The organism is uncultured Ralstonia sp. (assembly GCA_913056305.1).
GTDB lineage: Bacteria > Pseudomonadota > Gammaproteobacteria > Burkholderiales > Burkholderiaceae > Ralstonia.
On sequence record CAJXMR010000139.1, the window covers coordinates 1 to 12527 of the forward strand.

The 12527-nt window shown below is 66.3% G+C and carries 11 protein-coding genes; 2 read left to right on the forward strand and 9 right to left on the reverse strand.

Annotated elements, in window-relative coordinates; all coding sequences use genetic code 11:
- Together QZ609_RS18435 and QZ609_RS18440 are read right to left on the reverse strand one after the other, a co-directional pair.
- A partial coding sequence (locus QZ609_RS18435; RefSeq protein ID WP_295497818.1) for an aminopeptidase occupies window positions 1-508 on the reverse strand: 508 nt, incomplete at its 3' end.
- A gap of 5 nt (window positions 509-513) precedes the next feature.
- On the reverse strand, window positions 514-2622 hold the full coding sequence (locus tag QZ609_RS18440) for a molybdopterin oxidoreductase family protein (RefSeq protein ID WP_295497820.1): 2109 nt from the start codon (window positions 2620-2622) through the stop codon (window positions 514-516).
- Between the two features lie 212 nt (window positions 2623-2834).
- Here QZ609_RS18440 and QZ609_RS18445 point away from each other — a divergent pair, with 212 nt between their 5' ends.
- Window positions 2835-3989 carry an ABC transporter substrate-binding protein gene (locus QZ609_RS18445; protein WP_295497822.1) on the forward strand — a complete coding sequence of 385 codons (1155 nt, stop codon included), beginning with the start codon at window positions 2835-2837 and terminating at the stop codon, window positions 3987-3989.
- A gap of 57 nt (window positions 3990-4046) precedes the next feature.
- Here QZ609_RS18445 and argE read toward each other — a convergent pair whose 3' ends face one another.
- The 7 genes from argE to QZ609_RS18480 all read right to left on the reverse strand — a co-directional run bounded on the left by argE (window position 4047) and on the right by QZ609_RS18480 (window position 11048).
- Complete coding sequence (gene argE / locus QZ609_RS18450; RefSeq protein WP_295497824.1) at window positions 4047-5246, reverse strand: acetylornithine deacetylase; 1200 nt, start codon at window positions 5244-5246, stop codon at window positions 4047-4049.
- Between the two features lie 4 nt (window positions 5247-5250).
- Window positions 5251-6309 carry an ABC transporter ATP-binding protein gene (locus tag QZ609_RS18455; protein WP_295497826.1) on the reverse strand — a complete coding sequence of 353 codons (1059 nt, stop codon included), beginning with the start codon at window positions 6307-6309 and terminating at the stop codon, window positions 5251-5253.
- Window positions 6306-7337, reverse strand: a complete 1032-nt coding sequence (locus QZ609_RS18460) for an ABC transporter ATP-binding protein (protein ID WP_295497828.1) — start codon at window positions 7335-7337, stop codon at window positions 6306-6308. Before QZ609_RS18460 ends, QZ609_RS18455 begins: the two co-directional genes overlap by 4 nt.
- On the reverse strand, window positions 7334-8248 hold the full coding sequence (locus QZ609_RS18465) for an ABC transporter permease (protein ID WP_295497829.1): 915 nt from the start codon (window positions 8246-8248) through the stop codon (window positions 7334-7336). Before QZ609_RS18465 ends, QZ609_RS18460 begins: the two co-directional genes overlap by 4 nt.
- A 1-nt stretch (window position 8249) precedes the next feature.
- Window positions 8250-9227, reverse strand: coding sequence for an ABC transporter permease (locus QZ609_RS18470; protein WP_295497831.1), 978 nt, complete (start codon window positions 9225-9227; stop codon window positions 8250-8252).
- A gap of 27 nt (window positions 9228-9254) precedes the next feature.
- Entirely contained in the window at window positions 9255-10787 is a 1533-nt protein-coding gene (locus QZ609_RS18475) for an ABC transporter substrate-binding protein (protein ID WP_365901888.1), read from the reverse strand.
- 135 nt (window positions 10788-10922) lie between these two features.
- Entirely contained in the window at window positions 10923-11048 is a 126-nt protein-coding gene (locus QZ609_RS18480) for a hypothetical protein (protein ID WP_295497833.1), read from the reverse strand.
- A gap of 124 nt (window positions 11049-11172) precedes the next feature.
- Between QZ609_RS18480 and QZ609_RS18485 the strand changes: the two genes are divergently transcribed.
- The gene (locus QZ609_RS18485) at window positions 11173-12363 is read left to right on the forward strand and encodes a M20 aminoacylase family protein (RefSeq protein WP_295497835.1); all 1191 of its coding nucleotides are present in this window, start codon (window positions 11173-11175) and stop codon (window positions 12361-12363) included.
- Window positions 12364-12527 lie beyond the last annotated feature (164 nt).

Consider the following 12527-nt stretch of genomic DNA (forward strand, 5'->3'; position numbering starts at 1 on the left):
CGAAGGTGTTGAGCAGCGGGTCGTCGAAATAACCCAGTGTGGAATACGCAGGAATCCCGGCGACATCCACGTCCAGGCCTTGTGCGCGCAAGGTCTCCGCGTAGGCCATGGCGGCGCTGCGGTCGTAGTAGCCTCGATAGGTCACGCAGCCGACCACCAGGAAGCACCACTCCTTGAGCTTGACCGACAGCTCGGGCGCGGCAAACACGTTCCACACGGCGAACGAGCGCTTCAGGTTGGCATAGACGCGGTAGCTGCCGTTGTCGGGCAGCCCCAGCTCGCGCGAGGCATAGGCGCGGATGCGCTTGGCGTCTTCCAGGCGCGTGGCGAGCTTGTCGTTGTGCGCGTCGCGGGCGCTGGCGATGGCGTCGTCGATCGGCTGGCGCTGCGCCATCAGCGACAGGTGCCCGGTGACGGACTGGTAGTAATAGCCCACCGTGTCGCAGCCGGTGAGCAACGCCGCACCGGCCAGCGAGAGTGACAGCAGCAGTGCGCGGGCGATGGTCATCGCATTCAGGCGGCGGGTTGTGCCACCTCAGCGAGCGGCGCGACCTCCACCAGGCAGTCGTAGAAGGTGGGCGCGCGGCCCATGTCGGTCAGGCGCTGGCTGGTCAGCTCGTTGGCGTTGGTGCCGTCGGGCGCGAGCTTCTTCCACCAGATCGACAGGCCGACCACCACGCCGCACCGGGCACGGTCGGTCACGCGGGCGCGCGCCTGCATCACGCCGCGGTCGTTGAAGATGCGGACCAGCTCGCCGTCGGTCACGCCGCGCGCGCGGGCGTCGTCGGGGTGGATGTCGAGGTGCGGCTCGCCCTCGGTGTTGCGCAGGCTGTCGACGTTGACGAAGGTGGAGTTCAGGAAGTTGCGTGCCGGCGGCGAGATCATCGACAACGGGTAGCGCTGGGCCAGCTCCGGCGTGCTGTTGGCCGATTCATGCGGCGGCACGTAGCCGGGCAGCGGGTCGAGGCCGTCTTTCGCCATCTGTTCGGAATAGAACTCGCAGCGGCCGGACGGCGTGCGATAGCCGCCGCGCGCCAGCGGCGCGGCCGGGTGCGCAAGCTTCTGCCAGCCTTCGCGCTTGAGCGTGGCCCAGTCGATATGCGCGGCGGCCGGGTCATCGCGGCGAATGGCCTGCGCGGCGATGGCGTCGTCCGAATCGGCAAAGCAGGCGTCGGCAAACCCCATGCGCTGCGCCAGGCGACGGAAGATCTCGGTGTTCGGCAACGACTGGCCCATCGGCGCGATGGCGGCGTTGTTGGCGAGCACGTAGGTGTGGCCGTAGGCCTTGTGCACGTCCACATGCTCGAGCTGCGTGGTCGCGGGCAGCACGATGTCGGCGTAGTCGGCGGTGTCGGTCTGGAAGTGTTCCAGCACCACGGTGAAGAGGTCTTCGCGCGCGAAGCCGGCGGCCACCTTGCGCGAGTCCGGCGCCACCGCCACCGGGTTGCTGTTGTAGACGACCACCGCCTCGACCTTCGGGCCGAACGACGCATCGCCTCCATGCAGCAGCGCATCACCGATGGTGCTCATGTTGATAGTGCGCGGCAGCTTGGGCCAGCCTGGCAGCAGGTCGGGCCGCTGCAGCGTGGCCGTGTCGACCGGGAAGAAGCCCGAGGTGGAAAGCTGCAAGCCGCTGGCTGGCGTGCGCCATGCCCCCACCAGCGACGGCAGGCACGCCGCCGCGCGCACACCCTGCCCGCCGCCGTGGGCACGCTGCATGCCGTAGTTCAGGCGAATGGCTGCTGGCTGCTTGTCGCGCACGACGGTCGTGCCATACAGCGTGGCGAGCCATTCGATATCAGCCGCGTCGATGCCGCAGAGGGTGGCGGCATAGTCCGGCGTGTATTGCCGCGCTCGCTCGCGCAGCGCGTCGAAGCCCAGCGTGTGGTTGGCGATGTAGTCGTGGTCGAGCAAATCGTCGCGGATCAGCACGTGGATCATCGCCAGCGCCAGCGCCGCATCGGTGCCGGGGCGTACGGCCAGGTGGCGGTGGCACTTCTCGGCCGTCAGCGAGCGGTACGGGTCGATGGCCACCAGCGTGGCACCGCGCCGCTTGGCCTCCTGCGCGCGCGTCCAGAAATGCAGGTTCGAGGCGATCGGGTTGGCGCCCCAGATCAGGATCAGCTTGGCGTCCTGCACATGCTCGATGTCCATGCCGAGGCTGGCACCATACGTGTAGCGCAGCGCCGTCGCCCCGGCCGACGCGCAGATGGTGCGATCGAGCAGCGACGCGCCCAGCTTGTGGAAGAAGCGCGCAGCCATGCTCTCGCCCTGCACCAGGCCCATGGTACCGGCGTAGCTGTAGGGGAGTATTCCTTCCGGGTTGCGCTGTGCGATCTCGCCCAGGCGCGTGGCGATGGTGTCGAGCGCTTCGTCCCAGGTGATGGGCGCGAACTTGCCCTCGCCCTTGGCGCCGATGCGCTTCATCGGCGTGAGCAGGCGGTTCGGGTGGTAGGTGCGCTCGGCGTAACGATTGACCTTGGTGCAGAGCACGCCCTGCGTGGTCGGGTGATCGGGGTCGCCCTGCACACGAATGGCGCGGCCGTCTTCGACGGTGACGAGCAAGGCGCAGGTATCGGGACAGTCGTGCGGGCAGGCGGCACGGATGACTTGGGTGGACATCGGGGGCTCCGCGAGGGGCATCGTACGCGGGTGCAGTACAGCGCGCACAGTTGTTGCATGCAAACGTTCGACATGCGCGTCACCCGCAACCCGCCTTTTTGTCACGATTGTATTCGATTATGATGGCCGGTCGCCCGCGCCCCGGTGCTGCGCGGGCTGCGCCGGCGGCTGGGGAGCACGCCGGGCAACGACTTTCTCTGGGGGGAGAATCCATGGCTCTTTCATTGACGGGCAAGCTAGCCCGCCTGTTCGCATGCGTGCTCGGCCTCGGGCTGGCCGCCGCACACGCCGAGACCGGCGTGACCGCCGACACCATCTTCGTCGGCCAATCGGCGCCGATGAGCGGCCCGGCCGCGCAGCTCGGCCAGCAGATGAACCTGGGCGCCAAGCTGTACTTCAACGCTGTCAACGCGGCAGGCGGCATCAACGGCCGCAAGATCGAGCTGAAGGTGCTCGACGATTTCTACGAGCCCGACGCGGCCGCGCGCAACACCAAGACACTGCTCGACGACACCAAGGTGTTCGCCCTGTTCGGCTACGTCGGCACGCCGACCAGCCTGGCAGCGCTGAAGCTCGCGAGCCCGGCGGGCGTGCCGTTCTTCGCGCCCTACTCGGGTGCCATGGCATTGCGCGAGCCGTTCGCCCGCAACATCTTCCATGTGCGCGCCAGCTACAACGACGAGACGGCGGTCATCGTCAAGCAGATCCACACCACGGGCCTGAAGCGCATCGCCGTGATCTACAACGATGACGCCTACGGCAAGTCCGGCCTGGACGGTGTGCAGCGCGCGCTCGCCTCGCCGGCGGGCCAGGGCGTGACGTTGGCCGCGCAGGCCACGGTGGCGCGCAACACCTCCGATGTGCAGGGTGCGCTTGGCACCGTGCTGGCGCAGAAGCCCGATGCCATCGTCGTCATCAGCGCCTACCAGACCGTGGCGGCCCTGGTGAAGGGTGCGCAGGCGCAGGGCTACGGCGGCCAGTTCTACAACGTGTCGTTCGTCGGCACCAAGGCGCTGGCCGACGAGTTGGGCACGGCCGGCGGCGGCGCGGTCATCTCGCAGGTGATGCCGTATCCGCGCAGTGCGTCGTCGCCGCTGGTGCGCGAGTACCAGAAGCTGCTCAAGGCCGATGGCATCACCGATTTCAACTACGGCAGCATGGAAGGCTACGTGGCCGCGCGCGTGTTCGTGGAAGGCCTCAAGCGCGCCGGCCGCGATCTCACGCGCGAGAAGTTCATCGGCGCGCTGGAGTCGATGGGCAGCTACGACCTGGGCGGCTTCACCATCAACTACTCGCCTGCGAGCCACATCGGCTCGAAGTTCGTCGAGATGACGATCATCAACTCGAGCGGCCAGGTGATCCGCTGAACGCGCATCATCATCGCCAACAAGAAACCGGGCCAAGCGCCCGGTTTTCTTTTGTGCTTATGCCAGCTGCAACTGCCGCTGCGCCAGCCGCCGCATGAACGCCTCGCACTGGGCGATCTGCGACAGCGCGATGTATTCGTTGGGCTTGTGCGCCTGTTCGATATTGCCGGGGCCGCAGACAACCGTCGGGATGCCCGCGCGCGAGAAGAGCCCCGCCTCGGTGCCGTAATCGACCTTGCCCGGCACCGCACCACGGCTGTCGGCCAGCGCCTGCGCCAATGCCACCAGCTCGTGCGACGGCGCGATCGCCAGGCCCGGCGTGTTGGCCTTGATGGCGAAGCTGATGTCGGCATCGCCGGCAATCTTGCGCATCTGCGGCAGCAGCGTGTCGTGCGCGTAGCGCTCGACCTCGCTGAAGAGCCAGTCGGGATCGGTTCCCGGCAGATAGCGGAAATCGAAGGTGAACTCGCAATCGCGCGGCACCACGTTGGTGGCGATGCCGCCCTTGATGGTGCCGGTGTTGAGCGTGGTGTGCGGCACCACGAAGGCCGTGTCGCGCGCTTCTTCCTCGGCCATGCGCGCGGCGAGCGTGCGGATATGCGCGATCAGCAGCGCGGCGAACTCGATGGCGTTCACGCCCTGCGGCGTCAGCGCGGAATGCGCCTCCTTGCCGCGTACGCAGCAGCGGTATTCGCGCTTGCCCTTGTGGGCGATGATGGCGCGCATCGAGGTGGGCTCGCCGACGATGCAGCCGGCAGGCTGGATGCCGTGGGCCTCGAGATCGCGCAGCAGACCGCGCACGCCCACGCAGCCGATCTCTTCGTCGTAGGACAGCGACAGGTGGAAGCTGGCATCGCCCTCGGCGGCCATGAAGTCGGGCACGTGGGCCAGCGCCACGGCAATGAAGCTCTTCATGTCGGCGGTGCCGCGGCCGTAGAGGCGGCCGTCGCGGATCTGCGCATCGAACGGATCGGTGTCCCACGGCTGGCCGTCCACGGGCACCACGTCGGTGTGCCCCGACAGCACCAGGCCCGGCTTGCGCCCCGGCGACAGCGTGGCGAACAGGTTGGCCTTGCCGCCGGTGGCGTCGTAGGTGAGGCGGCAGTCGGCGCCCTGCGCGCGCAGCCGGTCGCGCACCCATTCGATCAGGCCGAGGTTGGAGTTGCGGCTGACGGTGTCGAACGCCACCAGCGTACGGATCAGTTCCAGAACTTCGTGGGACGGTTGCAGCGCAGCAGAAGTGGCGTCGGCGGGCATGGTGCTAGGGCTGGTCGTTCAGGTGGCAGGCTGAAAACCGCAGCGGGGCAATCTCTTTGAGCACCGGTTGCTCGGTCTTGCAGCGCGGCATCGCATGCGGGCAGCGCGGGTGGAAATGGCAGCCGGTGGGCGGATGCAGCGGCGACGGAATCTCGCCCGAGATCGCCACGTAGGTCTTCTTGCGAACCTCCAGTTTAGGCGCTTCGGCCAGCAATGCCTGCGTGTAGGGGTGGTTGGGCGACGCGAAGATCGCCTCGGTGGGGGCGGATTCCACCACCCGGCCCAGGTACATGATGACGACCCGGTCGCTGACGTGCTTGACCACGCCCAGGTCATGACTGATGAACAGGTACGTCAGGTTCAGCTGCTCACGCAGGCGGATGAAGAGGTTCAGCACCTGCGCCTGGATCGACACGTCCAGCGCCGCCACCGATTCATCGCAGACGAGGAATTCCGGCTTGACCGCCAGCGCCCGCGCGATGCCGATGCGCGCCCGTTGCCCGCCCGAGAACTGGTGTGGGAAGCGCCGGATCACGCTCGGGTCCAGACCCACGCGCGTGAGCATGTCGGCCACGTAGTCGCGCTGCGCTGCGGCATCGACCATGCCGTGCACCACCGGCGCCTCGCCGACGATGTCCTGCACGCGCATGCGCGGGTTCAGCGACGCGTACGGGTCCTGGAAGATCATCTGGATGGCGAGCTGCTTCTCTCGGCGGCGCTCGGGCGGCAGGCGGTCCAGGTCGACGCCCTTCCACAGCCGCGTGCCGGTGGTGGGCTTGTGCAGGCCCACGGCCAGGCGGCCGAGCGTGGACTTGCCACAGCCCGATTCGCCGACCAGGCCGACGACCTCGCCGGTGGCGATGTCCAGATCGACATGATCGACCGCGTGCACCACCTCGTCCGTCAGCCCGGCGCCGAACCAGTTGGCGATGTGCGAGGAGATGTCCAGCCCTTTCACAAAGCGCTTGGACATACCCTGCAGCGACAGGATCGGCACCAGCGGCGCTGGAGACGATACGTCGGCGGCCGCAGCGGCATCGTGTTCGGGATGCATCGCGTTCATGCGGCGGTCTCCTCGGGGCCTGGGGTTGGTTGACTGATCACGGGGTGGAAGCAGCGTAGCGCGCGGCCGTCGTCGAGCACGTCGAGCGTGGGCGTCTGCTTGCAGACCTCGGTGGCGAAGGCGCAGCGCTCGCGGAAGGCGCAGCCGCCGGGCAGCGCCAGCAGCGACGGCGTCATGCCGGGAATCTGCCGCAGCGGCGCCCCGCGCGGGTTGCGCGACGGCGCCGAGGCGATCAGCCCGAACGTATACGGATGGCGCGGCGCCTCCAGCACCTGCTGCACGCTGCCTTGTTCGACGATGCGGCCGGCGTACATCACGCACACGCTGTCGGCCAGGCCTGCGACCACGGAGAGGTCGTGCGTGATCCAGATCAGCGCGGTCCCGCTCTCGCGGCACAGCGCCTGCACCTCGGCCAGGATCTGGCCCTGGATGGTCACGTCCAGAGCAGTGGTCGGCTCGTCGGCGATGATCAGGTCGGGCTTGTTCAGCAGCGCAATGGCGATGGCGACGCGCTGGCGCATGCCGCCCGAGAACTGGTGCGGATACGCGGTCAGCCGCTCGTCCGGCGATGGGATGCCGACCTTGGCCAGCGCCGCCCGTGCCATATCGCGCGCCTGGTCATGGCTGACGCGCTGGTGGGCCCGCACGGCCTCGATCATCTGCGTGTCGACGCGCAGGACCGGGTTCAGCGTCATCATCGGGTCCTGGAAGATCATGGCGATGCGGTTGCCGCGCATGTCGCGCATCTGCCGGGACGACAGCGCGCGCAGGTCGTGCGTGATGCCGTCGCGGCCGGTCAGTTCGATGCGCCCGCCGACCACCTGCCCGGGCGGATCGATCAGGCCCATGATCGAATAGCCGGTCATCGACTTGCCCGAGCCGGATTCGCCGACCAGGCCCATGATCTCGCCGCGGCCGACGGTGAAGGACACATCGTCCACCGCGCGTGCAATGCCGCCGCGCGTGGTGAACTGCGTCTGCAGGCCAACGACTGTTAGCGTCGGCTTGTTGGATGCTGTCGTCGTCATAGCGTTTGCAGGCGCGGATTGAGCACGTCGCGAAGCTGGTCGGTGACGAGGTTCATCGACACGATGGTCACCAGCAGCGCCAGCCCCGGGAAGAAGCTGATCCAGTATTTGCCCGACAGCATGTACTGGAAGCCGTTGGCGATCAGCAGGCCCAGCGACGGCTCGGTGATCGGCACGCCCAGGCCCAGGAACGACAGCGTGGCCTCCAGCGTGATGGCCGAGGCCACCTGCAGCGCGGCAATCACGATCAGCGGCGGCAGGCAGTTCGGCAGGAGGTGGCGGAACATGATGCGCGACGGCGGCAGGCCCAGCACCTGCGCGGCCTCGATGTACTCGCGCCGGCGCTCGACCAGCGCGGCGCTGCGCGTGGTGCGCGCGTAGTAAGCCCACTGCACAGCCACCAGTGCGATCACGATGTTCGTGATGCCGGGCTTGAGCAGCGCGAGCAGGATCAGCGCCAACAGGATCGGCGGAAACGAGAGCTGCAGGTCAGCAATGCGCATGATGAGCGACTCGATGCGCCCGCCCGCGAAACCGGCAATCAGCCCGAGCACCGTGCCCAGCGCCAGCGCGATCACCGTGCTCACCGCCCCCACGCCCACGCTGATGCGCAGGCCGTACAGGATGGCGGAGAGGATGTCACGGCCCTGGTCGTCCGAGCCGAGCAGGAAGGTCATGCCGTCGCCGGCTTTTTCGCCGGGGGCGAGGCGCGAATCCAGCACGTCCAGCTTGGACAGGTCGTATGGGTTCTGCGGCGCGATCCACGGCGCGGCAATCGCCACGATGATGATGATGGCCAGCACGATCACGCCGATGAGTGCAATGCGGCTCGCGCAGAACTGGCGCACGAAGCGGCGCAGCGGCGTTTCTTCGGCCATCGGCTTGGCGGGGTTAGCAGTAGATGTCGTCATGTCAGCCCCGGCTCTCGGACAGGCGCACGCGTGGGTCGAGCACGCCGTAGACGAGGTCGACCACCAGGTTGATGAGGATGAACAGCGTCACGATCACCAGCAGGTAGGCAACGATCACCGGGCGGTCGAGCAACTGGATGGAGTCGATGATGAGCTTGCCCATGCCCGGCCACGCGTAGATCGATTCGGTCACGATCGAGAACGCGATGACCGAGCCGAACTGCAGCCCCACCACCGTCACGATCGGGATCAGGATGTTCTTGAGCACGTGCACGCCGACGATGCGCGTGTTCGACAGGCCCTTGGCGCGCGCGAACTTCACGTAGTCCTGCAGCATCGCTTCCTGCGTGCCGGCGCGCGTAAGGCGGATCACCATGGCGATGTTCAGCAGCGACAGCGTCACGCCCGGCAGGATCAGGTGGCGGAGGCCGTCGAGCGTCAGGAAGCTGACCGGCACGCCGAGCAGCAAGCGCGTCTCGCCGCGCCCATTGGACGGCAGCCAGCCAAGCTGCACCGCAAACACCATGATCAGCATCAGCCCGACCCAGAAGGTCGGCAATGAAAAACCGAGGATCGAGATCGTCATGATGGTGCGGTTGGCCACGCCGTTCGGCCGCAGCCCCGCCCACAGGCCGAGCGGGATGCCCAGCACGATGGCCAGCAGGATCGCAAAGACTGCCAGCTCGAACGTCGCTGGCATGCGCTCGAAGATCAGCTTTAGCGCGGGCGTGCCGTGCGCGAACGACGTGCCCAGGTTGCCGTGCAGCGCCCCGTTCAGGAAGTACAGGTATTGCTCCCACAGCGGCTTGTCGAGCCCCAGCGCGGCAATCGTGCGTGCGATGTCCTGCTGGTCTGCCTGCGGGTTGATGAGGATGTCGACCGGGTTGCCGATGGCGTACACGCCCAGGAACACCAGGATCGACATCACCAGCAGCACCGCGACGGATTCCAGCAACCGTCGTATCAGGAAGACCAGCATCAGAAGCTCGCTCGTGTGGGGAGAGGGTTATTGCGGTTTGAAGCCGTGCGCGTAGGTGCGCTCGTCGGTACGCGGAATATACGTGATGCCCTTGCGCGCCGCCCACGTCGTCACCTGGAAGTGGACCGGGATGATGCCGCCGTCGTCCACCACGATCGCCGTCGCCTCCTGCAGCAGCTTGGAGCGCTCCTTGTCGTCCATGGTGTACAGCGCGCGCTCCAGCACCGCGTCCATCTTCGGGTTGCAGTACTGGCCCCAGTTGACCGTGCCGAAGCCCTTCTTGGAGTCCTCGCACGCCACCAGCGCGCGCAGCGGCGAGCTGACCTCACCCGTCTGCGCACCCCAGCCCACCAGCCCGAACGAATACTCATGGCGGATGCTCTTGGCGGAGAACGTCGCCATCGGCATGCCTTCCACGCGGGTCACGATGCCGATGCGTGTGAGGTTCTGCGCGATGGTCTGCGCGATCTTCTCGTCGTTCACATAGCGATTGTTGGGCGTATGCAGCGTAATGCCGAAGCCGTCCGGATAGCCCGCCTCGGCCAGCAATTTCTTCGCGGCGTCCGGGTCATACTTGAGCGTCTTCAGGTTCGGGTTGTGGCCGAACAGTTGCGACGACACCAGGTTGTTGGTCGGCTCGGACAGCCCTTCCATGATGCGGTCCTTGATGCCCTGGCGGTTGATCGCCATGCTCATCGCGCGGCGCACGCGCGGGTCCTTGAGCGGGTTCTTGTCGAGCGGCTTGCCGTCCTTGCTGGTCACGTACGGCGATTGGTCGCGCTTGTCATCCGTATACAGATAAATGACGCGATGCGAGATCTTCGAGAAGAAGTTCAGCGACGCATCGCCGCGCACGCGCGCCAAGTCCGGCGTCGGCACGTTTTCGATGGCCTGCACATCGCCCGACAGCAGCGCGGCGATACGCGTCGCCCCGTTCGGGATGAAGCGCAGCGTCACGTGTTCCCACGCCGGTTTCGGGCCCCAGTACTGGTCGTTGCGCACCAGCTCGACCCGATCGTCACGCGCATAGCTGACGAACTTGAATGGGCCCGTGCCGATCATGCCCTTGCCCTGCGCGAAGTCATCGCTCGACAGCCCCTGCGTCGCTTTCTTCTGCACGATAAAGACCGAGGTCAGATCCGGCAGCATCAGCGGATACGGCTGCGACGTGGTCAGCTGGATCGTGTATTTGTCGATGATCTTCTTGTTGATGATCGCCTTGGTGTACGTGTCGAACTTGCCGGGGCTGTTGAGGATCGTCGCCGGTCGATCGAGCGACCAGGCCACGTCCTCGGCCGTCAGTTCGCTGCCGTCGTGGAACTTCACGCCGGGGCGCAGCTTGAATTCCCAGGTGAGGTTGTTGACCATCTTCCATGACTCGGCCAGGCCCGGGATGATGTGGCTGTCCGCGTCCATCTTCACCAGGCACTCGAACATGTGCTCCGACACGTTGATGTTCGAGAACAGGTTGTAGAAGTGCGGGTCCATCGAGGTCGGCGGCGAGCTCATGCCGAGCTTCAGGTCGGCGGCCATCGCCAGCGGGCTGGTGCCCGCCATCATGCATCCCGCCACACACAGCGCAGCGGCCACACGCCGCAAGGTCCGAATCATGGTCACGGCATTTCTCCCCAAGAAAAGATCGATGGATCGACTTCGCTGACGACGCGGCGCGCCTCTGCAGAGCGCTCGCGCCGACTATAGCGACGCGCCCATGCCGTCGGCAATGTGCGGCGCCACAAATTGGTGCATACCCGTACAGTGCGCGCCGGAAAACAGCGCCCAGACAAAGCGGGCGGGGATAAAAAGCAGGAAGCGTTCCATGCAAAGAACGAATGCAGACGCGGCAGGTATGCCGGCCCGGGTGGTCTGCAGCGGGCCGGGAAACGCCCTTCGGCGTATCATCGAACGTGATTGCGAACTTTCAGCCAGAACACGAGCGCGTCCCATGAAGCTGATTCCAGAAATCCAAGCTGCCCAGCAAGAGATCCAAGCCCTCCGACGGGACATTCACGCCCACCCCGAACTCTGCTTCGAAGAACAGCGTACCTCCGACCTGGTCGCCGCCAAGCTCACCGAATGGGGCATCGAAGTCCATCGCGGCCTGGGCAAGACCGGGCTGGTGGGCATCATCCGCAATGGCGAAGGCAAGCGCATCGGCCTGCGCGCCGATATGGACGCCCTGCCGCTGGCCGAGGCCAACCAGTTCGAGCATCGCTCCCAGCACGACGGCAAGATGCACGCGTGCGGCCATGACGGCCATACGGCCATGCTGCTCGGCGCGGCGCATTACCTGGCCAAGCACCGCAACTTCAGCGGCACGGTCCACCTGATCTTCCAGCCGGCCGAAGAAGGCGGCGGCGGCGCACGCGAGATGATCAAGGATGGCCTGTTCGCGCGCTTCCCGTGCGATGCGGTATTCGGCCTGCACAACTGGCCGGGCGTTCCGGTGGGTGCATTCGGCACACGCCCCGGGGCGCTGATGGCATCGAGCAACGAGTTCCGCATCACCATCAAGGGCAAAGGCGCACACGCGGCGTTACCGCACAACGGCAATGATCCGGTGTTCGTCGGTGCGCAGGTCGTGTCGGCGTTGCAGGGCATCATCACGCGCAACAAGCGCCCGATCGACACGGCGGTCCTGTCCGTCACCCAGTTCCACGCCGGCGACGCCACCAACATCATCCCGAATGAGGCGTGGATCGGCGGAACGGTGCGGACCTTCTCCACCGAGGTCCTCGACCTGATCGAGCGGCGCATGGAGGAGGTCTCCAGGGCCATCGCCGCGGCCTATGACTGCACGGTGGATTTTGTCTTCCACCGCAACTACCCGCCCACCGTCAACACGGAAGTGGAGACGCAGTTTGCCGCAGAAGTCATGCGCGAGCTGGTCGGGGCCGATAACGTTGACGCCAACATCGACCCGACCATGGGCGCGGAGGATTTCTCGTTCATGCTGATCGAGAAGCCCGGCTGTTTCGCCTTCATCGGCAATGGTGATGGCGATCACCGCGAGCAAGGTCACGGTCTGGGTCCGTGCATGCTGCACAACCCCAGCTACGACTTTAACGACGAGCTGCTGCCGTTGGGGGCGACGTACTGGGTTCGGCTGGTCGAAAAATTCTTAGCGCGCGCCTGACAAACTCGGTACCCCGAGACGCAAAAAGCCACCTTCACCGGTGGCTTTTTTGTTGGGTATCTCGCGTACGAGGTTTGGTGCAGCAAAGACAAACGCCCCAGCTCGGGTGGAGCTGGGGCGTTGCATGGGAGAGCCTGGCGATGACCTACTTTCACACGGGAATC

Coding starts and splice junctions, on each gene's coding strand:
- QZ609_RS18440 (WP_295497820.1), bottom strand. CDS start 2,622: ATGTCCACCCAAGTCATCCGTGCCGCCTGCCCGCACGACTGTCCCGAT.
- QZ609_RS18445 (WP_295497822.1), top strand. CDS start 2,835: ATGGCTCTTTCATTGACGGGCAAGCTAGCCCGCCTGTTCGCATGCGTG.
- argE (WP_295497824.1), bottom strand. CDS start 5,246: ATGCCCGCCGACGCCACTTCTGCTGCGCTGCAACCGTCCCACGAAGTT.
- QZ609_RS18455 (WP_295497826.1), bottom strand. CDS start 6,309: ATGAACGCGATGCATCCCGAACACGATGCCGCTGCGGCCGCCGACGTA.
- QZ609_RS18460 (WP_295497828.1), bottom strand. CDS start 7,337: ATGACGACGACAGCATCCAACAAGCCGACGCTAACAGTCGTTGGCCTG.
- QZ609_RS18465 (WP_295497829.1), bottom strand. CDS start 8,248: ATGACGACATCTACTGCTAACCCCGCCAAGCCGATGGCCGAAGAAACG.
- QZ609_RS18470 (WP_295497831.1), bottom strand. CDS start 9,227: ATGCTGGTCTTCCTGATACGACGGTTGCTGGAATCCGTCGCGGTGCTG.
- QZ609_RS18475 (WP_365901888.1), bottom strand. CDS start 10,787: ATGATGGCGGGCACCAGCCCGCTGGCGATGGCCGCCGACCTGAAGCTC.
- QZ609_RS18480 (WP_295497833.1), bottom strand. CDS start 11,048: ATGGAACGCTTCCTGCTTTTTATCCCCGCCCGCTTTGTCTGGGCGCTG.
- QZ609_RS18485 (WP_295497835.1), top strand. CDS start 11,173: ATGAAGCTGATTCCAGAAATCCAAGCTGCCCAGCAAGAGATCCAAGCC.